The sequence below is a fragment of the Niallia circulans NBRC 13626 genome (genome assembly GCF_001591585.1).
GTDB classification, from domain to species: domain Bacteria; phylum Bacillota; class Bacilli; order Bacillales; family Cytobacillaceae; genus Niallia; species Niallia circulans.
Genome location: NZ_BCVE01000038.1, coordinates 1 through 20350, shown reverse-complemented (window position 1 = coordinate 20350; position 20350 = coordinate 1). Strand labels below are relative to the sequence as shown.

Here is a 20350-nt window from a genome sequence, read left to right as displayed (position 1 = left end):
TTTTTTTTAAATAAAAATTGCCTTTTAGTGGGCAAATATGTCTTGGACAGAAATTGGTAAGTCTTAGCTTATGGCTAGATTCTCTAAAAATTGATAAATTAATTCAGGACCTTTTTCTGCGGAAACTTGTATAAAAGACTCAATAAAGGGATAGTCTCTATTTGGCATCGTCTTTAATAGTTCACTCCACCATTCAATTTCATACCGTGCAATCATACTTAAATTATATAGGATTAAATAATGGCTTAATAATTCATTGGAAAAACAAGTTTTTTCTTTATCAGCAGAAACGGCATAAGATTCTTCTTTACTATCCCATTTAATAAAACTACCTTGGCTGAGCGGTTCTAACAGGCGAATGGTCAACTCGTTCTTATTCTCTTCTATTCCCTCTAATTGTATACTATGATTCCTTTCTAAATAATTTTTAAAGTGATTTATGTTCATATAGTATAAATCTAATATTTGATTCGAAATAATAATTTTATTACCTGTTTGATCATGTACTTTAAAAAAGGTTGGTCTTCCTTCTAATGCTTGAAATAAGTTAGATAATTCAGGGATATGACTTAAAAGATGCCCCATTTTTACTTTTTCCCCTTCTAAATTTTTGCAGGCAAACATTTTTTCAGCCATATAAGTGAAAAGTCCATTTTTTTGAATCTTTACTTCATCCTGGAAAAATAAATACTGTTGTTTTTTTAGTTTTCTTGTTGAAACTCCGTGGGCAAGAACAGAGGTGGAGTTTGGATAATTAGGGTCGATCGTAAGCAAACATGCTTTTATTAAATGAACAAGACCATAAAATAAGAGAATGGGCTGAATACTCATTGGAGCATTTATAGCTTGGTGATAATACAATTTGCCGTGTTCTAAAAAGTACATAAAGGGATAACAATTCTGATAACTTTTAGAGTCTATATCAGAAATATGTAAATTGCGATAACATTTTTTTAGAAAATTTTGGGTGTATTCTGCTGAAAAAAAACAACTATAAGAGCTCCAGCCTTTGTAGAATTTGGACATTTGTAAACCTCCTTAAATTTTTTGAAAAATTAAACATATTAAACTGACCTTGACAGTATTTTGTCCAATTGATAACCTACTAATAATATTTTTAACAATATGGAGGCGTTAAAATGTGGGAAAGTAAATTTGCTAAAGAAGGATTAACGTTTGATGATGTTCTTTTAATTCCAGCTAAATCTGAAGTTTTGCCTCGTGATGTAAGCTTAAAAGTACAATTAGCAAAAAATTTAAATTTAAACATTCCGCTAATTAGTGCAGGAATGGATACTGTAACAGAAGCAGAAATGGCTATTGCTATTGCTAGACAAGGTGGATTAGGTATTATTCATAAAAATATGTCTATCGAGCAACAGGCTGAACAAGTAGACAAAGTAAAACGCTCAGAAAGTGGTGTAATCACAGATCCTTTCTTTTTAACCCCTGAACACCAAGTATTTGATGCAGAGCATCTAATGGGTAAATATAGAATCTCTGGTGTGCCAATTGTTAATAACAACGAAGAGCAAAAGTTAGTAGGTATTCTTACTAACCGTGACCTTCGCTTTATTGAAGACTTTTCCATTAAAATTTCGGATGTTATGACCAAAGAAAATTTAGTAACGGCTCCTGTAGGAACTACATTAGAGGAAGCAGAAAAAATCTTACAACGATATAAGATTGAAAAATTGCCTTTAATTGATGAAGAGGGTGTATTAAAGGGATTAATCACCATTAAAGATATAGAAAAAGTAATTGAATTTCCACATTCAGCAAAAGATTCTCAAGGAAGATTATTAGTTGGTGCTGCAGTTGGGGTAACAAACGATGCATTAAAACGAGTTGAGCTGCTTGTTAAATCTAATGTCGATGTAGTTGTCATTGATACTGCTCATGGCCACTCACAAGGTGTGCTAGAGGGTGTCAGAGATATTAGAAATGCGTACCCTGATTTAACTATTATTGCTGGTAATGTAGCTACGGCAGAAGGAACAAAAGCTTTAATTGAAGCCGGAGCAGACATTGTTAAAGTAGGTATTGGACCTGGTTCCATTTGTACAACACGTGTAGTTGCTGGTGTAGGTGTACCTCAAATTACAGCAGTTTATGACTGTGCTACCGAGGCAAGAAAGCATGGTAAATCAATTATTGCAGATGGAGGAATTAAATACTCTGGTGATATTGTAAAAGCTTTGGCTGCAGGTGGACATGCGGTGATGTTAGGTAGTTTACTTGCAGGTGTTTCTGAAAGCCCTGGAGAAACAGAGATTTTCCAAGGAAGAAGATTTAAAGTATATAGAGGAATGGGCTCTGTTGCTGCAATGGAAAAGGGATCGAAGGACCGTTATTTCCAAGAAGATAATAAAAAGTTTGTTCCAGAAGGTATTGAGGGCAGACTTCCTTATAAAGGACCACTTTCCGATACTATTTACCAATTAGTAGGCGGTATCCGTTCAGGTATGGGATATTGTGGAACAAAAGATTTGTATGAATTAAGAGAAAATGCACAATTTGTAAAAATGACAGGTGCTGGTTTAAGAGAAAGTCATCCACATGATGTTCAAATTACAAAAGAAGCACCAAACTATTCTCTTTCTTAAACAAAGAAGGCTAGAGTTATATTAGTTTATGGAAAGTTTCCTTAATTTACTTTAGACAGTGAAGATGTCACTGTCTATTTTTTTTATTTTTTTTATGTTAAACTGTACAAGGGAAATAATTAACTTAAAAATAAAGATAGATTAATAGATAAAATAGTTTTGGAGGTTTTAATATTGAAACAAGTAAAAAAGTGGACGGTGTCATTCATCATTGCTGTACTTTTCCTAAGTACACTATCAACGGTTCTACCCTATCAAGCAAATGCTGCTGAAAAGGACGAACTAGGATTAGATACAGGAGCAGCTATACTGGTAGATGCTAAGACTGGGGAAATATTATATGAAAAAAATTCAGATGAACTCCTTGGTGTTGCCTCCATGTCAAAAATGATGACAGAATATATTGTTCTGGAATCGATAAAGAACGGGAAAATTTCTTGGGATCAAAAGGTAAAAATAAATAATTATATTCATAGATTATCTGGAGCTCCAGAGTTATCAAATGTAGGGTTAACTGAAGGAGAAGAGTATACAGTTAAAGAATTGTATGAAGCAATGGCAATCCACTCAGGAAATGCAGCTACTGTTGCATTGTCAGAATTAATTGCTGGTACAGAGAAAAATTATATTAGTGTAATGAATAAAAAAGCCGAGGAATTAGGGTTAAAGGATTTCAAATTTGTTAACTCTTCTGGTTTGAATAACAGTGATTTATTAGGGAATATCCCAGCTGGATCTGAAAAAGATGAAAATAAAATGTCTGCTAAGGCTGTTGCTAAGCTAGCATATCGTTTAATCAATGATTTTCCAGAAATACTAGAAACATCTGGTATGCCGAGCTTAAAGTTTAGAGATGGAAGAGAATATAAAAACTTTAATTGGCTAATTCCTTCTCTAATTTATGGATATGAGGGTGTAGATGGGTTAAAAACAGGTTCTACTGATTATGCTAAATTTAATGTTACCGCTACTGCAAAAAAAGGTGATCAACGATATATTGTCGTTATTATGAAAAGTGAAACAAAGGATTCTCGTTTTGCAGAAGCTAGAAAAGTTTTAGACTATGCTTTTAATAATTTTTCTACTGAAGAGGTACTTCCAGCAAGTTACGTAGACGCAAAAAATAAAACAATTGATGTTATAAAAGGAAAAGAAGATAAAGTAAGCATTGGAACAAAAGATGCCGTTAACTTAGTAATCAAAAACAATGAGAAAGAAAACTACGTTGCCAAGGTTGTACTAGATAAGAAGAAATTAAATAAAGATGGTGAACTAACAGCTCCAATTAAAAAAGGAGATAAGGTTGGTTATGTAACAGTGCAAACGAAGGACGGAAAAGATGTGCCATTCTTAACAAATGATGGAAAAGAGAAGGCACAAGTGGATTTAGTAGCAAACGAAACAGTTGAAAAGGCAAATTGGTTTGTTCTGGCAATGCGCGGAATTGGTTCATTCTTCGCCAATGTATGGGGGAGCGTTTCTGATACAGTAAAAGGTTGGTTTTAATTAAAAACCATTTAATAGCTAAGAACAATAATTTTGGAAATTGAAAGAAAAAGATACTTTACAGGGGGCAAACAATGAAAACTGGGACTGATAGAGTAAAACGTGGTATGGCTGAAATGCAAAAAGGCGGAGTAATCATGGATGTCATCAACGCAGAACAGGCCAAGATTGCAGAGGAAGCAGGAGCAGTAGCCGTTATGGCTCTTGAACGTGTTCCTTCAGATATTCGTGCAGCTGGCGGAGTTGCTAGAATGGCTGATCCTACAATAGTAGAGGAAGTAATGAATGCTGTAACTATCCCTGTAATGGCAAAGGCGCGTATTGGTCATATTGTCGAAGCAAGAGTGCTTGAAGCTATGGGTGTGGATTATATTGATGAGAGTGAAGTTCTAACTCCGGCAGATGAAGAGTTTCATTTAAATAAAAATGAATATACTGTTCCATTTGTATGTGGTTGTCGTGACCTTGGAGAAGCAGCAAGACGTATCGGCGAGGGTGCTTCTATGCTTCGTACAAAAGGGGAACCAGGAACAGGAAATATTGTGGAAGCAGTCCGTCACATTAGAAAAGTAAATGCACAAGTCCGTAAAGTTGTTTATATGAATGAAGATGAATTAATGACAGAAGCGAAGATATTAGGAGCGCCATATGAGCTTCTTTTAGAAATTAAAAGTCTAGGCCGCCTGCCAGTTGTTAATTTCGCTGCTGGCGGTGTTGCAACGCCTGCTGACGCAGCTTTAATGATGCAATTAGGTGCCGATGGTGTATTTGTTGGTTCTGGTATTTTTAAATCAGATAATCCTGAAAAATTTGCTAGAGCAATAGTAGAAGCCACTACTCATTATCAAGATTATGAGCTGATTGCGGAAATTTCTAAAAACCTTGGAACAGCAATGAAAGGGATTGAAATTTCTAGTTTAGCTCCAGAAGCTCGTATGCAAGAGCGTGGTTGGTAAGATGAGCGCAACAGCAAACATAAAAATAGGGGTCCTTGGTTTACAAGGAGCTGTTAGAGAACATGTTAATGCAATTGAAGCGAATAATGCAGAGGCAGTTGTCGTAAAGAAAGTAGAACAATTGGATGACATTGATGGTCTTATTATCCCTGGTGGAGAAAGTACAACTATGCGACGCTTGATTGATAAATATGAATTTATGGAGGCGCTGCAGGCATTTGCTCAGTCAGGGAAACCAATGTTTGGGACATGTGCAGGGTTAATTTTATTGGCAAACTCCATTAAAGGCTATGATAAACCACATATTGGTGTAATGGATGTACAAGTGGAGCGTAATTCCTTTGGGAGACAACGAGAGAGCTTTGAGGTCAACCTAGATATTGCAGGAGTCGCGGAGGATTTTACTGCTGTATTTATCCGAGCACCGCATATTGTTAGTGTTGGTGAAAATGTCGAGGTTTTAGCTAAATACAATAATCATATTGTAGCGGCGCGGGAAGGTCAGTTCTTAGGATGTTCTTTCCATCCTGAGTTAACGGAGGATCATCGCTTAACTGGCTATTTTATTAAGATGGCGATGGAAGCGAAGCAACACTTATTTGCATAAGCTGTTGAATTTCGGAAATAATTATAGTAAGATAAATGCAACTAATATATGGAATCTACTATGATAGGAAATAGTAACAGGTTACTTATTCTTTAAAGAGAGCCGATGGTTGGTGTGAATCGGTGAATAAAGCCTGCGAATCCATCCTAGAGTAAAAACAAGGAACGCACATGCTGCAAGTAATTGTTTTCGGCTGAAAACCGTTATGATCTTTAAGGTGAAAAGCAGTTTTATGCTTTTAACTAGGGTGGCAACGCGGGTAACTCTCGTCCCTTTTGGGGATGGGAGTTTTTTATTTGCAAAAAAGATTAAGATCACAGGGCGTTGTAACAGTAGATTGCATGTAGAAATAAAACATAGGAGGAATAATAATGTTAGATATCAAATTTGTTCGTGCTAATTTTGATTTTGTAAAAAGTCAGTTACAGCATCGAGGAGAAGATTTATCAGAGCTTGATAATTTTGAAGCATTAGATGTCAGAAGAAGGGAATTAATCGTTGAAACAGAGCAGTTAAAAAGTAAACGAAACGAGGTTTCTCAGCAAGTTGCTGTATTAAAGAGAGAGAAAAAAGATGCAGAAGCTCTTATTGTGGAAATGAGAGAAGTTGGCGAAAAAATTAAAGAATATGATAATGAGCTCCGTGATGTAGAAGAAAGATTACAAACAATTATGCTCGGTATTCCAAATCTCCCTCATGAAAGTGTTCCAGTAGGAGATACGGAAGAGGATAATGTTGAAATTAGAAAATGGGGCGAAATTAGAAAATTTGATTTTGAACCAAAACCTCACTGGGATGTTGCAACAGATTTAGATTTACTTGATTTTGAACGAGCAGCGAAGGTGACAGGAAGCCGCTTTGTATTTTATAAAGGATTAGGGGCAAAACTAGAAAGAGCGTTATTTAATTTCATGCTTGATTTGCATACAGAGGAACATGGCTATAAAGAAATTATCCCACCATTCTTAGTAAATCGAGCTAGCTTAACAGGAACTGGCCAATTACCTAAGTTTGAGGAAGATGCTTTCTTAATAGAAAAAGAAGATTATTTCTTAATTCCAACATCTGAAGTACCAGTAACGAACTTGCATAGAGATGAAATTCTGGATGGGGATCAGCTACCAATCAAGTATGCTGCATTTAGTGCAAACTTCCGTTCAGAAGCAGGATCTGCTGGAAGAGATACTAGAGGATTAATTAGACAGCATCAATTTAATAAAGTAGAGCTAGTTAAGTTTGTTAAGCCAGAGGATTCTTATGAAGAGTTAGAGTCTTTAACCAAAAATGCAGAAAAGGTATTACAGCTTCTAGGTTTACCATATCGTGTATTGAGCATGTGTACAGGTGATTTAGGGTTTACAGCGGCAAAGAAATATGATGTTGAAGTATGGATTCCAAGCTACAATATGTACCGTGAAATTTCTTCTTGCAGTAACTTTGAAGCATTCCAAGCAAGAAGAGCTAATATTCGATTCCGTAGAGAGCCAAAAGGAAAACCGGAGCATGTGCATACATTGAATGGATCTGGCCTTGCTATCGGAAGAACAGTTGCTGCGATTTTAGAGAATTATCAGCAAGCAGACGGTAGTGTGATAATTCCTGAAGTACTACGACCTTATATGAGAAATAGAGAAGTAATTGCACCCGAATAATAGGTTAAACAGTTAAAAAGGGTTGACCTCTTTAGAAGGATTGTATATCCTTTGGAGGTCAGCTATTTTTCCTAACTTTTTGATTAGAAAAATAAAAATAAAAAATATAGTTGACTTATGAATTAATAGATGATATATTATTACTTGTCTGATGGAGGAATACCCAAGTCCGGCTGAAGGGATCGGTCTTGAAAACCGACAGGCGGGTCAAACCGCGCAGGGGTTCGAATCCCCTTTCCTCCTCCATGATTTTATATTTTACATTGCGCATAATATTTGGAGATATATGTGACCTGCTACTACGGTAGCAGGTTTTTTATGTTTTATAAGGCTTTTTTATAAAAATTATTACTAGTAGCATCCATAGATTGAATAAATAAAAAAGGATTTTCCTTTGTTTTCTTTACAGCCAGACTTTTTGATGAACGCCTGGCTGTAAAAGGGAAAACATGGAAAGTCCTTTTACGCTTTTTTGCTATAGTTTTTATGTTGAAGAATAGTACCTATTTTTTCTATTATAGGTTCGATAGATTGGCTGCCAGCAATTGCATCATATTCGTTAATATTTAGACGAAGTACTGGACATGCTGAGAAAGAATCAATCCATTTCTCATATCTTCCATGCATCTCTTTCCAATAATCAATTGGCGTTTGCTTTTCCATTTCTCGACCTCTTCGATCAATACGCTGTAAAATGTCTTCGAGAGAGCCTTCTAGGTATATTAAAAGGTCCGGATGTGGGAAGTATGGAGTCATAACCATCGCTTCAAAAAGACTTGTATATGTTTCGTAATCTACTTCCGACATGGTTCCTTTTTCATAATGCATTCTTGCGAATATACCAGTATCCTCATAAATGGAACGATCTTGAATAAATCCGCCGCCATATTCAAAGATTCTCTTTTGTTCTTTAAATCGTTCTGCTAAAAAATATACTTGCAGATGAAAACTCCAGCGACTAAAGTCGTGATAAAATTTATCAAGATATGGATTTGTGTCAACTTTCTCAAAGGAAGTCCTAAATTGCAAGGCATCTGCTAGTGCATTTGTTAATGTAGATTTTCCTACGCCAACTGTTCCAGCAATTGTAATAACAGAATTACTCGGAATATTATATTTTGTTCGTAGATTCATGATTAAAGGCTCCTATATTTAAAGTTTCTTTTATTGCGTTTATAATTTTTATTAAGTCTTGTTTGTTTTGAACAAAGTCCAATGTATCACCATTGAAATCTAATACTGGGATCTGTGGGTTATTCTTTTTGAAGTCATTCATGACAACATCGTAATCAGAAGCTAGTTGTTCTAGATAAAGAGGACTAATATTTTTTTCGATGTCTCTATCTCTTTTTTTGATTCTTGCCATAAGCGTATCTAAACTTGCATGTAAATAAATAATAATATTCGGCATCGGCAGGTCTTCTGTTAATATGTCGTATATCCGAACATACTTGTCTAGATCACTATCCTGCAGGGATCTTTTTGCGAAAATGAGATTTTTTAATATATGATAATCTGCAACTACAGGTGTGTTTTTATTTAAGTAATGGTCTCTTGTATCGTTTAATTGCTTAAATCGATTACATAAGAAAAACATTTCTGTTTGAAAACTCCATTCATCAATGTTTTCATAAAATTTTCCGAGAAAGGGATTTTCCTCTACAATCTCCTTAAGAAGTTCGTATTGAAAATACTCTGAGAGCAATTTAGCTAAAGAAGTTTTCCCCACTCCGATAGGTCCTTCTACTGTAATAAAAGGGATACTATTCACACTTGTCCCTCCAGTTCTTTTATTTTAAGAAGCGCACTTTTTTAGGCTGCCTATTAATGGCTATCAATGGACAACAGCTTTTATAAGGATTGCTTCTTTTAGTAGGTAATAAAAATAGTACAAGAGTCATTTTAACACATGGAAGGGAATGTGGACATATGCTTGTTTTTTCCTGAAAAAAATATTTTTAGATTCTAGGAGTACTTTTTAAATAAATGATTAAAAAGTAAAAAAATTGAGAATTTTATTATTGCGAAATTATCAGTCTATGGTATTATATGGGTAAAGTTTATAATTGAATCACACTAGGGGATCCCTTGATAAGGGCTGAGAATAAAGTAGTTACTTTTAAACCCTTAAAACCTGAACAGGTTCGTACCTGCGTAGGAAAGTGGATACCTTTAAATATGTGTGCCTAATGGTCTTTTTTCATTAGGTGTAATTATTAACCACTTTTCTATTATGGGGAAAGTGGTTTTTTGTTGTTTTTTTAAAAATTTTAATATTAAAACGCTGAATTGATAGTTGGGGGTGATGAAATGAAGATAATGGCTGTAACAGATAATAAACATTCTTTTGAAAGACTCTCCTCCATTTTATTAGAAATCCACCCATATGTGGACTATGTGCAAATTAGAGAGAAAGCAAAAAGCCCAAAAGAAATTTATTTACTTGGTGAGAGGCTGCTTAAGGAAGGGATACCAGTCCGGAAAATAATCATAAATGACCGCCTAGATGTTGCAGCATTGCTCTCTTTAACACATGTGCATTTACCAGGCAATGGATTACCTATTCAACCAGTAAAAAATATTTATCCAACATTATCTATTGGTGTATCTGTTCATAGTCAACAGGAAGCAATTATAGCAGAAAATGCTCGGGCTGATTATGTGATATATGGCCATTGCTATCCAACTGATAGTAAAAAAGGAAAGATACCTATCGCATTGTCATCGATCACTGGCATAAAGAGAGATCTAACTATTCCTCTCTATGCTATAGGCGGAATAAATGAAGAACGAGTAGGTCAATTAGCAAGTTTAGGCGTAGATGGAGTAGCGATTATGTCTGCTATATTTTCAGCGTCTCAGCCATTAAGGGCAGTACAACGAATAAGGGAAAGATGTGAAGAGTGTGGAAACCAAAAAATTTGATGTTGTTATTGTTGGTGGGGGAATTATTGGTAGTTCTATTGCTTACTATTTAGCAAAAGAAAACAGGAAGGTAGCTGTATTAGAAGCAAATACAATAGGCGGAAAATCAACAAGTGCAGCAGCTGGGATGCTTGGTGCTCACTCTGAATATAAAGAGTTTAAGCAGCTTTATCCATTTGCAAGAAGTAGTCAGCTTCTATATAAGGAGCTTTATGAAGAGATAAGGGAGCTTACTGCTATTGATTTTGAGAAAAGAAATGGCGGTTTATTAAAGCTTGCTTATTCAGAGGAAGAAAAAAGGGAACTAGAAACTATTTTGGCTCTATCATCTGTGGAATGGCTGGATGCTGAACTAGCAAAGAAAATGGTTCCCCAGCTTTCTGGCAACATCATTGGAGCAGCATTTTTGAAAGAGGATGTACATATCACTCCATTGATAGCATGTAACGGTTTAAGTAAAGGAGCGCAGCTATTCGGAGCAGAGGTTTATGAATATACCCGCGTATTAGGAGTCAAAAAGAAGGGGATAGACTACGTAATAAAAACGTTGCAAGGTGATTTTTTTGCAGAAAATGTAGTCATTGCAAGCGGAGTATGGAGCAATTACTTCTTCCAGAAATTAGGATTATCACACCAAGTTATCCCGGTTAAGGGAGAATGTGTATCTGTAGAAAATGAAGGATTTCCCTTGCAGTATTCTGTATTTCATAATCAATATTACATTGTACCAAGAAACAATAAGGAGTTTATTATTGGAGCAACGAAAAAATGGAATGAATGGAGCGAGGAACCTTCAGTAGATGGGATAGAAGAAGTTATACAAAAAGCAAAGGAGATGATACCAGAAGTTGGAAATATGAAGTGGAAGAGAGCGTGGGCTGGTCTAAGACCACAAACATATGATGGTTATCCATTTATAGGAGAGCATCCAGAGATGAAAGGCTTGTATTTTGCAACTGGCCACCAAAGAAATGGGATTCTTTTAGCTCCTATAACAGGAAAGATGATTAGAGATTTAATGTTGGGTATGCCTGTAAAAAGTGAATGGCTAGATGCCTTTAAAGTTGAGCGTCCTATTTTAGTTTAATGGGGAGGGTAGTAATTGAATATACAATTGAATGGTAAGGAACAACAGCTGCCTAAAGAGGTTGTTACAGTAGAGGATCTCCTACACTTTTTTGAATTAAATAATCGTATTGTCATAGTAGAAATAAATCGAGATATTTTGCGAAAAGAACAGTACCAAACACATGTATTAAAAGAAAGCGATAGAGTAGAATTAATTCACTTTGTTGGAGGAGGATAAAAATGTTAAAAATAGCAAATCGTACTTTTCAGTCTCGTTTATTACTTGGAACAGGAAAATACCCATCATTTGAAATTCAAAAAAAAGCGGTAGAAGTATCAGAAAGTGAGATTCTAACCTTTGCGGTACGAAGGATGAATATATTTGAAAAATCACAGCCTAACTTCTTGGAACAGCTAGATTTAAAGCGTTATACTCTCCTTCCGAATACGGCGGGAGCGAAGACTGCAGAAGAAGCGGTAAGAATTGCTAAACTTGCGAAGTCATCTGGACTATGTGACATGATTAAAGTAGAAGTAATCGGTTGTGATAAGTCGCTGCTGCCAGATCCAATAGAAACTTTGAGAGCATCTGAACAATTATTAGAAGAGGGATTCATTGTGTTACCTTATACCTCTGATGATGTTGTGCTGGCTAAACGGTTAGCACAGTTAGGTGTACATGCTATTATGCCGGGTGCTTCCCCAATTGGGTCTGGAAAGGGAATTATCAATCCGCTAAATTTACAATTTATTATAGAGCAAAGTAATGTACCTGTTATAGTGGATGCGGGAATTGGCTCGCCAAAGGACGCAGCATATGCAATGGAGCTTGGCGCAGATGGGGTACTTTTAAATACAGCGGTTTCGAATGCATATGATCCAGTTACAATGGCTCAGGCGATGAAATTAGCTATAGAAGCTGGGAGATTGGGATATGAAGCAGGGAGAATCACAGAGAAGAATTATGGTGTTGCAAGTAGTCCGATTACGGGGATGATTCCATCTTGACTAGTCGTTTTTTAAAGCAGGAATTATTTATTGGTAAAGAAGGACAAAGAAATATTGAAGCTAGTCATGCCGTTATTTTAGGGGCAGGAGCCTTAGGATCAGCTAGTTCCGAAATGCTGGTAAGAGCAGGAATAGGAAGGCTGACTATTATCGATCGTGATTACGTAGAAGAAAGCAATTTGCAAAGACAACAGCTCTATACGGAAGAGGATGCAGCCGATAAACTCCCTAAAGCAGTTGCAGCAAAGAGGAGATTAAAGGATATTAGCAGTCATACGGTTATAGAGGCAGTGGTGGAGGATATAAACTGTCATACAATCGAAAAATTTATAGATGGTGCTTCTATTCTAATAGATGGTACCGATAATTTTGAAACAAGATTAGTCATAAATGATGCTGCAATTAAGCTGAAAATACCATTTCTTTTTGGGGCATGTGTAGGGAGCTATGGGCTTTCCTATCCAGTTGTTGGGGAGGATGCGCCATGTCTTCATTGTTTAATTGAACAGCTCCCTTCCCAGGAAATAACCTGTGATACCGCAGGGGTTATCAGTCCTATTGTTCAATGGGTTGCTGCTATGCAAGTATCGCAAGCCATACAGATTCTTTCCGGTGAAAAGCTGTTCCCAGTATTGCGCTCTTTTGATATTTGGAAAATGGAATATGCGGAAATGAATGTTGAAAAGCTAAAAAAATTAGAGTGTCCTACATGCGGAACAAGAGCAGATTTTCCGTATTTGTCTTTTCAAAATCAAACAAAGGCAGCGGTGTTATGTGGGAGAGATGCTGTTCATATTCGCCCAGCTATGCCAAAGGGGTTGGATCTCTATGTGCTTTCAAAGCAATGGAAGGCGCTTGTCCAAAACTTAATTACCAATCCTTACTTAGTGTCTTTTCAATACAATGATTATCGGGTAATTCTTTTTAAAGATGGACGTGCGATCATCCATGGAACATCAGAAATAAGTGTAGCAAAATCCATTTATTCGCGATTGATTGGATAGAGTTAAAAAAGAAAAGATCTTATCAAATAGATCTTTCCTTTTTTAATCAATATACTCCAATTGGTCTTGCTTGGTGTACAGGAGTTTAGCCGAATCATGCATGTTCTTTTAAGTGAAAACAAGTTGACTATGTTCTTTTGGTTATGTGAAAATTATCGGCCAGTAAAAGCCAGTTTTGGGGAAAGGCTAAACCTAATTTCCAATAACTAATTCCTCTTAAATTCAACTCTTTGATTAAATTAAATTTTGCTTGAATAGAACGAGCATCCTCAAACCATACTTCATGCAGTCTGCCTTCACTGTCTGTGTATTTAAAATAGGGAGCCTGTGCTTTTTGATCATATAGTATCTCCGCATTATAATCTGCTGCAAGTTGAATGGCGGCTTGAGGGCTAAGTGCTTTTGCTACTGTTCCTTCGACAAAGGGAAGGGTCCAATCATAACCATACAAATTTTGCCCCATCGTAATTTTAGAGGGAGGCATCTCCGTGATGGCATATTCTAAAACATCTCTAACGGGTCCAATAGGAGAAACAGCCATCGCGGGTCCCCCGCTATACCCCCATTCATAAGTCATGATAACGACAAAATCGACAATTTCTCCGTGTGCTCTGTAATCATGTGCTTCATACCATTTTCCTTTTTGAGCAGCGCTAGTTTTTGGAGCCAAAGCAGTAGATATTAACCAACCCTCTTGGGAAAAACGATTTTTCGCTCTACGGAGAAAACGATTATAGGCTTCCCGATCTTCCGGGCGTAAATATTCAAAATCAAAATGGATATCTTGAAATCCATATTTCTTAGCGGTAGTAACAATATTATGGAGAAAGTTATTTTGAATGGATTCCTCATTTAATAGGATTCGTCCGAGTTCATCACTGAATTGATCATTTTCTTGATTCGTAATTACCATCATAAGTACATTATTATTTCTCTGGGCAATTTCAGGGAAATTATTAAGAAGCGGTTCTTTTAAACTGCCATCTCGTAACGCTTGAAAACTGAATGGTGCAAGATAGGTTAAATAAGGAGCTGCTTCTCGTGCACTTGCCTCAAGATTAGGTGCGACATATGTACCACGTGGTTCTACATATGCATTAGACTCGACCGGTCTTTTCGGCCTCTCGGGGATGTATAAACGTAAACCAACTTGTAAAGGTTGGTTAACAGCAATAGAATTGATAGAAGCTAATTGTTCATAATTCAGCCGAAACCGTTGAGCAATAGACCAAAGTGTATCTCCTGATTGAACCCAATAAAAGCTGCCGATAATAGGGATAACGAGTGCTTGCCCTATTACTAATCGGTCTGGATTTGGTACATCATTCGCTTCTACTATATAATTAACCGTAGTACCGTATGCAGCTGCAATGCCTGTTAATGTTTGATTATTACGAACAACGTGAATTTGCATATTCTTCCCTCCTGACAGGATACATTATTATAGTTTATGAGGAAGAAAGAGCAGAAATGATTGTATTTTCATTGAATGTAAATATTTTCGCATTCATGACATTCTTCATCATGCGAATAGCATATTGATTATCCTCATTATCAACAGAAGTAATGCAATTATCTGGAATAAGAAGCGGGTACTCTCGCATATAGGCATCATTAGCAGTAAATAAAACGCAAATATTTCCGGCAATTCCAGTAAGAATAAGGTTTTTGACCTGCAATTGGTGAAGTAGTGTATATAAAGCCGTGCCATAAAAAGCAGAATGTCTCGGTTTGATTAAAAAATAGTCGGTATCATCAGGTCTGATTTTATCAATAATAGGTTCACTTTTTTCATTACTACAATAATCAATTACTTTATTCAATTCAGCTTGCCATAGATTATAATGGTCGTTGATATAAATAATCGGTATTTTTTCTTTTTTGCATTGTTTTTTTAGCAATTGAATATGTTCTGCAATTATTAATGCTTTTTCTGCTAAAATATTTCCATGCTCAAAGTGAAAGTCATTTATCATATCAATAATCAAGAGAGCTGTGTCAGATGATTTCATATGGTTCTCCTTTTCTATGTAAGATGGTAGAATAAAAAATTAGCTAGTGCGATGGAAGATAAACTAAATTCCAGCATAGGTTAGTTGGAAAAGAGGATTGATTTTCTTAGTTTAAGTAAAAGAAGAATTTTCATTACAAATTTTGTGTTTTTATATAGGTGGGCTGTAATTATGGAAGTAAATCAAGATCAATTATTTATGAAAATAGCTATAGAGGAAGCAAGGAAGGCTGCAGAAATAGGAGAAGTGCCGATTGGTGCAGTTGTTGCTTATAAAGGAGAAGTAATTGCTAGAGCACATAATTTAAGAGAAACAGACCAATCTGCCATTGCTCATGCTGAATTGCTTGCTATTGAGAAGGCATGCACAGCATTGGGAACATGGAGACTAGAGGAAGTTACGCTTTATGTTACGTTAGAGCCATGTGCTATGTGTTCTGGGGCTATCCTGCTGTCACGAATTCCAAGGGTGGTTTATGGTGCAGCTGATCCAAAGGGAGGATGCGCGGGTACTTTTATGAATTTGCTTCAAGATAACCGATTTAACCATCAGAGTGAAGTAATTACAGGTGTATTAGCAGAAGAGTGTGGACAGTTATTAACATCTTTTTTTCGGGAGATTAGAAACCGAAGAAAGAAGAAAAAAGAACGGAAGACAAGCAATTCGGATGCTTACAATAATTAACAAATGCTTTATGTTGATTTTTCCGTCCATTATCAGTATACTAAGAGTGTGTCTTAGGACACCTAATACTTCGGTATCAATTTTGTCGTGCTAAGCGGGGAGGTAGCGGTGCCCTGTACTCGCAATCCGCTCTAGCGAGGCTGAATTCCTTTCTGAGGCTGGTATCCTGTAGGGTCTGCCTTAAGTAAGTGGTGTTGACGTCCGGGTCCTGCGCAATGGGAATCCATGAACCATGTCAGGTCCGGAAGGAAGCAGCATTAAGTGGACACCCCCATGTGCCGCAGGGTTACCTGGACTGAGCTAACTACTTAAGTAACGCTTATGGGTGCCAGTCGATGAAAGGTGCACGGCAGTTATATTTATACATACAAAACTCATCCTATGTGGATGAGTTTTTTTGTAAGTTAAAGGGAGTGGCTGCATTCCTTTTGTTTGAAAATAGTTGTTCTCTTAGAAAAAGAGAATAACTATTTTCATGTCTTTATGTATGCTATTATGGATGTAAAAATATAAACGGATAAGCTATAATAAAAAGGAAAATAAAAAATGGAGGGTACTATGAACTATCAAGCTTTATATCGGGTTTGGCGTCCTCAACAGTTTATAGATGTAGTAGGGCAGGAACACGTAACAAAGACATTACAAAATGCCCTTCTTCAGCAAAAAATCTCTCATGCTTACTTGTTTTCTGGGCCGAGAGGGACAGGGAAAACAAGTGCGGCAAAAATATTAGCGAAAGCTGTTAACTGTGAGAGAGCACCCATTAGTGAACCTTGTAATGAATGTGATGCATGTAGAGGAATTACAGATGGTACTATCCCTGATGTAATTGAAATAGATGCTGCTTCCAATAATGGAGTAGAAGAAATAAGGGATATAAGAGATAAGGTGAAATTTGCTCCTAGCTCTGTACCTTACAAAGTATATATTATTGATGAAGTTCATATGCTGTCAATTGGAGCGTTTAATGCGCTTTTAAAAACATTGGAGGAACCCCCTAAACATGTAATCTTTATTTTAGCCACTACTGAGCCTCACAAAATTCCTTTAACCATTATTTCAAGATGTCAGCGGTTTGATTTTAGACGAATTACATCGCAAGCGATTGTCAATCGAATGAGATTGATTATGGATGAATCAGCGATCTCTTGTGAGGAAAAAGCATTACAAATGATTGCAAGAGCAGCAGATGGTGGAATGCGTGATGCTTTAAGTTTACTAGATCAAGCGATTTCTTATAGTAATGAAGTAGTTACGGTTGAAGATGCTTTGACAGTCACGGGTGCTGTTTCACAAAACTTTTTAAATACATTGTCGAGAGCTATTTTAGATGGAGATACGGTAAGAGGGCTCCAATCCTTAGATGAATTACTGCTTGCCGGGAAGGACTCTAATCGATTTATCGAAGATTTCATCTTTTTCTATCGCGATATGCTGCTTTATAAAACGGCCCCTAATTTAGAGGAATCCTTAGAAAGAGTTTTATTGGATGATGATTTTAAAGATCTTGCAGAAACACATTCACATGAACAAATTTATGAGCTCATAAATTTGCTGAATAAAACACAGCAAGATATGCGCTGGACAAACCATCCGAGAATATTTTTAGAAGTAGCCATTGTGAAATTATGTCAGTTGGAAGCACCAAACATATCTGGACAATCCAATGTAAACATCCCAGAAATCCAATCTTTGCTGAGTAAGATAACTTCTTTAGAAGAAGAGTTGGCGAATATTAAGCAAAAGGGTGTTACAGTAGTCACTGAAGCACAGCCTACACAGAAAAAAACAAGAACAAATAGAAAAGGATTTCAAGCACCTTTAGGGAAAATAACAGAAACACTAAAAAATGCAACAAAGCAAGAATTGCAAAGTATAAAGAGTAATTGGGGAGCTATGCTGAATACTCTTGTGCAAAACCAAATGAGATCGCAAGCTGCATTGCTGAATGAAGCAGAACCAGTTGCTGCATCAACGGATTCCATCATTATTAAATTTAAATATGAAATCCACTGTCAAATGGCATTAGATAATGTTAAATTTATAGAGACAATCACTAATTCTTTGTATCAACTCCTTGGAAAAAGGTATAATTTATTAGGAGTCCCTGAAGATCAATGGCTCAACATTAGAGAAGAATTTCTCAATAGCTCCCAGCACTTAGATTCTTCTGAAGAAGGAGACGGTGAAGAGCGACAAGATAACTCCGTTGTATCAGAAGCAATAAAATTATTTGGTGAAGAATTATTAGAAGTGAAGGATTAATTTTGAACCTATTGGTTATATATGTAAGTAATCTATTATGTAAAAACCAATGGAAACTATAAATTGGAGGTAGTATATATGCGTGGAATGGGAAATATGCAAAATATGATGAAACAAATGCAAAAGATGCAAAAGAAAATGGCAGAGGCGCAAGAACAGCTTGGTGAAGAAAAGATTGAAGGAACAGCAGGCGGCGGAATGGTAACTGTTGTTGTATCTGGTCATAAAGAAATTATTGATGTGATTATTAAGGAAGAGGTTGTGGATCCAGAAGATGTAGAAATGTTGCAAGATTTAGTTTTAGCAGCAACAAATGATGCTTTGAAAAAAGCGGATGAATTAACAAATTCTACAATGGGTCAGTTTACAAAAGGATTAAACCTTCCTGGAATGTTTTAAGGGGGGAGATTATGCATTATCCTGAACCTATATCAAAGCTAATTGACAGCTTTATGAAATTGCCAGGCATTGGGCCTAAAACGGCCTCTAGACTGGCTTTTTTTGTATTAAATATGAAGGAAGATACCGTGCTGGATTTTGCGAAAGCACTAGTTAATGCGAAAAGGAACTTAACTTATTGTTCTGTTTGTGGACATATTACAGATCAAGATCCATGCTACATCTGTGAAGACAGTAGAAGAGATCGAAGTATTATATGTGTAGTACAAGATCCAAAGGATGTCATTGCAATGGAAAAAATGAAAGAATATAACGGGCTTTATCATGTTCTCCACGGGGCTATTTCTCCGATGGATGGGATTGGACCAGAAGATATTAATGTACCTTCGTTGATAAAGAGATTACAGGATGATGAGGCCCAAGAAGTTATTATGGCAACAAATCCGAATATAGAAGGAGAAGCGACGGCTATGTATATTTCTCGTCTGCTCAAACCATCAGGTATTAAAATCACTAGAATTGCTCATGGTTTACCGGTAGGTGGAGATTTAGAATATGCAGATGAGGTTACACTATCTAAAGCATTAGAAGGTCGAAGAGAAGTGTAGGGTACAGGAGGGCTAGCGATGTTCTTTCGAAGAAAGGGAAAGTTAAGGAAGGAATTTGATGAGAAGCTATTAGTTCAATTTAGCCATTTGAAAAAAGAATGGTTAAATGATAAAAGTTTGTTAGATAAGAGTTTTGATCCTTCCGATGAAGTAATTAGTGAGGCTAAATTATCAGAGGCAAAATATTTCTTTTTATTTAAAGAAGCAAAACAAAGAAAAATAAATTTATTGAAATAATAAGCAGACCGAGTGAAGAATGAACTGCTCCTCCATTAGATAACAGATTTTATCTGTCTACTTAATGAGGAGCATATCAGAATCGTGTACTCGGTTTTTTTGTTTTCGCATCATCTTTTCAACTTTGTTAAAGTAAATAAGCGCATGGCTGAAAAGTGCTAATTAAAATGAAAAGTTGTCCATCCTAGGTCTTATTTATCGAAATGATACATATTTATAAATACAAGCATAATAAGGGAGGATGGACAGTGAGCCCGGTTGTTATTATATCTATTGTCATTGGTTTGGTTATTTTGTTGTTAGTAGTTGGTACACCAATAAAACCACTTAGAATGATTGGACAAGGTATTATAAAAATTATGATAGGTGCGTTATTTTTATTTTTCTTAAATACGGTCGGTAATCAATATGGTATACATGTGCCAATTAATTTTGCAACCTCCACCGTATCAGGAATATTAGGGATTCCGGGAGTAGCAGCATTAGTAGCAATTCAATTATATATTATTTAAATGAAGCGTATAATTATACTCAATTGAGATTATCTAGATTCAGAACAAAGGAGAGAAAGCTTTGTGAGGATTTATAGTTAATCTCTTTTTATTTGTGAGCTGATTTTATTAATTAAAAACAGGGTTTGGGAATAAAGATAAAATACTATTAAAAAGTATTGACTTCATATATAAAGGGTGATAATATATAAAAAGTCGCCAGATTGGTTAGCTTAATCACTGGAAATGCTTTTAAAAAAGTATTTGACATATAATATGTTTTTGTGATATTATATAAAAGTTGCTTCTGATAGCAACAAAC

At 36.0% G+C, this 20350-nt stretch carries 21 protein-coding genes, 1 tRNA gene, 1 other RNA gene, 1 riboswitch and 1 other annotated feature; of the genes, 18 read left to right on the top strand and 5 right to left on the bottom strand.

What is annotated here, in order from left to right; genetic code table 11:
• Positions 1 to 63: 63 nt before the first annotated feature.
• Complete coding sequence (locus BCI01S_RS23890) at positions 64 to 1026, bottom strand: YaaC family protein (protein ID WP_047944874.1); 963 nt, start codon at positions 1024 to 1026, stop codon at positions 64 to 66.
• Between the two features lie 113 nt (positions 1027 to 1139).
• Here BCI01S_RS23890 and guaB point away from each other — a divergent pair, with 113 nt between their 5' ends.
• From guaB to BCI01S_RS23860, 6 genes are all read left to right on the top strand, one after another.
• The gene (guaB, locus tag BCI01S_RS23885) at positions 1140 to 2606 is read left to right on the top strand and encodes an IMP dehydrogenase (RefSeq protein WP_047944872.1); all 1467 of its coding nucleotides are present in this window, start codon (positions 1140 to 1142) and stop codon (positions 2604 to 2606) included.
• A 174-nt stretch (positions 2607 to 2780) separates the two neighbouring features.
• On the top strand, positions 2781 to 4112 hold the full coding sequence (locus BCI01S_RS23880) for a D-alanyl-D-alanine carboxypeptidase family protein (RefSeq protein ID WP_061801298.1): 1332 nt from the start codon (positions 2781 to 2783) through the stop codon (positions 4110 to 4112).
• A 74-nt stretch (positions 4113 to 4186) separates the two neighbouring features.
• On the top strand, positions 4187 to 5068 hold the full coding sequence (pdxS, locus tag BCI01S_RS23875; protein WP_061801297.1) for a pyridoxal 5'-phosphate synthase lyase subunit PdxS: 882 nt from the start codon (positions 4187 to 4189) through the stop codon (positions 5066 to 5068).
• A 1-nt stretch (position 5069) separates the two neighbouring features.
• The gene (pdxT, locus tag BCI01S_RS23870) at positions 5070 to 5675 is read left to right on the top strand and encodes a pyridoxal 5'-phosphate synthase glutaminase subunit PdxT (RefSeq protein WP_047944865.1); all 606 of its coding nucleotides are present in this window, start codon (positions 5070 to 5072) and stop codon (positions 5673 to 5675) included.
• A 51-nt stretch (positions 5676 to 5726) separates the two neighbouring features.
• Positions 5727 to 5952: a binding site (T-box leader), on the top strand.
• A 94-nt stretch (positions 5953 to 6046) separates the two neighbouring features.
• The gene (gene serS / locus BCI01S_RS23865; protein WP_061801296.1) at positions 6047 to 7327 is read left to right on the top strand and encodes a serine--tRNA ligase; all 1281 of its coding nucleotides are present in this window, start codon (positions 6047 to 6049) and stop codon (positions 7325 to 7327) included.
• A 153-nt stretch (positions 7328 to 7480) separates the two neighbouring features.
• A tRNA-Ser gene (locus tag BCI01S_RS23860) sits at positions 7481 to 7573 on the top strand.
• A gap of 216 nt (positions 7574 to 7789) precedes the next feature.
• Here the strand turns inward: BCI01S_RS23860 and BCI01S_RS23855 are convergent.
• Positions 7790 to 8461, bottom strand: coding sequence for a deoxynucleoside kinase (locus BCI01S_RS23855; protein WP_061801295.1), 672 nt, complete (start codon positions 8459 to 8461; stop codon positions 7790 to 7792).
• The gene (locus BCI01S_RS23850) at positions 8439 to 9098 is read right to left on the bottom strand and encodes a deoxynucleoside kinase (protein WP_061801294.1); all 660 of its coding nucleotides are present in this window, start codon (positions 9096 to 9098) and stop codon (positions 8439 to 8441) included. The genes BCI01S_RS23855 and BCI01S_RS23850 overlap by 23 nt, the downstream gene beginning before the upstream one ends.
• A 297-nt stretch (positions 9099 to 9395) precedes the next feature.
• Positions 9396 to 9505: riboswitch (TPP riboswitch) on the top strand.
• Positions 9506 to 9637: 132 nt separating this feature from the next.
• Here BCI01S_RS23850 and BCI01S_RS23845 point away from each other — a divergent pair.
• The 5 genes from BCI01S_RS23845 to BCI01S_RS23825 are packed head-to-tail and all read left to right on the top strand — an operon-like array spanning position 9638 to position 13332.
• Positions 9638 to 10252, top strand: coding sequence for a thiamine phosphate synthase (locus BCI01S_RS23845; protein ID WP_061801293.1), 615 nt, complete (start codon positions 9638 to 9640; stop codon positions 10250 to 10252).
• The gene (gene thiO, locus BCI01S_RS23840) at positions 10233 to 11339 is read left to right on the top strand and encodes a glycine oxidase ThiO (protein WP_061801292.1); all 1107 of its coding nucleotides are present in this window, start codon (positions 10233 to 10235) and stop codon (positions 11337 to 11339) included. Before BCI01S_RS23845 ends, thiO begins: the two co-directional genes overlap by 20 nt.
• A gap of 15 nt (positions 11340 to 11354) precedes the next feature.
• Positions 11355 to 11558: a sulfur carrier protein ThiS gene (thiS, locus tag BCI01S_RS23835; RefSeq protein ID WP_047944857.1), complete on the top strand. Its 204-nt coding sequence runs from the start codon at positions 11355 to 11357 to the stop codon at positions 11556 to 11558.
• Between the two features lie 2 nt (positions 11559 to 11560).
• On the top strand, positions 11561 to 12328 hold the full coding sequence (locus BCI01S_RS23830; RefSeq protein ID WP_061801291.1) for a thiazole synthase: 768 nt from the start codon (positions 11561 to 11563) through the stop codon (positions 12326 to 12328).
• Complete coding sequence (locus tag BCI01S_RS23825; protein ID WP_047944851.1) at positions 12325 to 13332, top strand: ThiF family adenylyltransferase; 1008 nt, start codon at positions 12325 to 12327, stop codon at positions 13330 to 13332. The genes BCI01S_RS23830 and BCI01S_RS23825 overlap by 4 nt, the downstream gene beginning before the upstream one ends.
• A 127-nt stretch (positions 13333 to 13459) precedes the next feature.
• On the opposite strand, the gene BCI01S_RS23820 is transcribed toward BCI01S_RS23825, so the two are convergent.
• Positions 13460 to 14746 (bottom strand): glycosyl hydrolase family 18 protein, encoded by a 1287-nt coding sequence (locus BCI01S_RS23820; protein WP_061801290.1) that lies wholly within the window; start codon positions 14744 to 14746, stop codon positions 13460 to 13462.
• Between the two features lie 34 nt (positions 14747 to 14780).
• Positions 14781 to 15344, bottom strand: a complete 564-nt coding sequence (locus BCI01S_RS23815) for a cysteine hydrolase family protein (RefSeq protein ID WP_061801289.1) — start codon at positions 15342 to 15344, stop codon at positions 14781 to 14783.
• A gap of 171 nt (positions 15345 to 15515) precedes the next feature.
• On the opposite strand from BCI01S_RS23815, the gene tadA reads away from it, so the two are divergent.
• The 7 genes from tadA (at position 15516) to BCI01S_RS23780 (ending at position 20049) form a co-directional block, all read left to right on the top strand.
• Positions 15516 to 16028: a tRNA adenosine(34) deaminase TadA gene (gene tadA / locus BCI01S_RS23810; protein ID WP_047944845.1), complete on the top strand. Its 513-nt coding sequence runs from the start codon at positions 15516 to 15518 to the stop codon at positions 16026 to 16028.
• An 85-nt stretch (positions 16029 to 16113) separates the two neighbouring features.
• Positions 16114 to 16378, top strand: an RNA gene (ffs, locus tag BCI01S_RS23805) — signal recognition particle sRNA large type.
• A 208-nt stretch (positions 16379 to 16586) separates the two neighbouring features.
• Positions 16587 to 18293: a DNA polymerase III subunit gamma/tau gene (gene dnaX, locus BCI01S_RS23800; RefSeq protein WP_047944844.1), complete on the top strand. Its 1707-nt coding sequence runs from the start codon at positions 16587 to 16589 to the stop codon at positions 18291 to 18293.
• 78 nt (positions 18294 to 18371) lie between these two features.
• Complete coding sequence (locus BCI01S_RS23795) at positions 18372 to 18692, top strand: YbaB/EbfC family nucleoid-associated protein (RefSeq protein WP_047944843.1); 321 nt, start codon at positions 18372 to 18374, stop codon at positions 18690 to 18692.
• Positions 18693 to 18703: 11 nt separating this feature from the next.
• Complete coding sequence (gene recR, locus BCI01S_RS23790; RefSeq protein WP_016205308.1) at positions 18704 to 19300, top strand: recombination mediator RecR; 597 nt, start codon at positions 18704 to 18706, stop codon at positions 19298 to 19300.
• Positions 19301 to 19318: 18 nt separating this feature from the next.
• Positions 19319 to 19537, top strand: coding sequence for a YaaL family protein (locus BCI01S_RS23785; protein ID WP_047944839.1), 219 nt, complete (start codon positions 19319 to 19321; stop codon positions 19535 to 19537).
• Positions 19538 to 19785: 248 nt separating this feature from the next.
• Complete coding sequence (locus tag BCI01S_RS23780; RefSeq protein ID WP_047944838.1) at positions 19786 to 20049, top strand: pro-sigmaK processing inhibitor BofA family protein; 264 nt, start codon at positions 19786 to 19788, stop codon at positions 20047 to 20049.
• Positions 20050 to 20350: the final 301 nt, after the last annotated feature.

Bases quoted from the DNA above. Each gene is read 5' to 3' on its own strand.
- BCI01S_RS23890 (WP_047944874.1), bottom strand. From the start codon at position 1,026: ATGTCCAAATTCTACAAAGGCTGGAGCTCTTATAGTTGTTTTTTTTCA.
- guaB (WP_047944872.1), top strand. From the start codon at position 1,140: ATGTGGGAAAGTAAATTTGCTAAAGAAGGATTAACGTTTGATGATGTT.
- pdxS (WP_061801297.1), top strand. From the start codon at position 4,187: ATGAAAACTGGGACTGATAGAGTAAAACGTGGTATGGCTGAAATGCAA.
- pdxT (WP_047944865.1), top strand. From the start codon at position 5,070: ATGAGCGCAACAGCAAACATAAAAATAGGGGTCCTTGGTTTACAAGGA.
- serS (WP_061801296.1), top strand. From the start codon at position 6,047: ATGTTAGATATCAAATTTGTTCGTGCTAATTTTGATTTTGTAAAAAGT.
- BCI01S_RS23855 (WP_061801295.1), bottom strand. From the start codon at position 8,461: ATGAATCTACGAACAAAATATAATATTCCGAGTAATTCTGTTATTACA.
- BCI01S_RS23845 (WP_061801293.1), top strand. From the start codon at position 9,638: ATGAAGATAATGGCTGTAACAGATAATAAACATTCTTTTGAAAGACTC.
- BCI01S_RS23830 (WP_061801291.1), top strand. From the start codon at position 11,561: ATGTTAAAAATAGCAAATCGTACTTTTCAGTCTCGTTTATTACTTGGA.
- BCI01S_RS23820 (WP_061801290.1), bottom strand. From the start codon at position 14,746: ATGCAAATTCACGTTGTTCGTAATAATCAAACATTAACAGGCATTGCA.
- BCI01S_RS23815 (WP_061801289.1), bottom strand. From the start codon at position 15,344: ATGAAATCATCTGACACAGCTCTCTTGATTATTGATATGATAAATGAC.
- tadA (WP_047944845.1), top strand. From the start codon at position 15,516: ATGGAAGTAAATCAAGATCAATTATTTATGAAAATAGCTATAGAGGAA.
- dnaX (WP_047944844.1), top strand. From the start codon at position 16,587: ATGAACTATCAAGCTTTATATCGGGTTTGGCGTCCTCAACAGTTTATA.
- BCI01S_RS23795 (WP_047944843.1), top strand. From the start codon at position 18,372: ATGCGTGGAATGGGAAATATGCAAAATATGATGAAACAAATGCAAAAG.
- recR (WP_016205308.1), top strand. From the start codon at position 18,704: ATGCATTATCCTGAACCTATATCAAAGCTAATTGACAGCTTTATGAAA.
- BCI01S_RS23785 (WP_047944839.1), top strand. From the start codon at position 19,319: ATGTTCTTTCGAAGAAAGGGAAAGTTAAGGAAGGAATTTGATGAGAAG.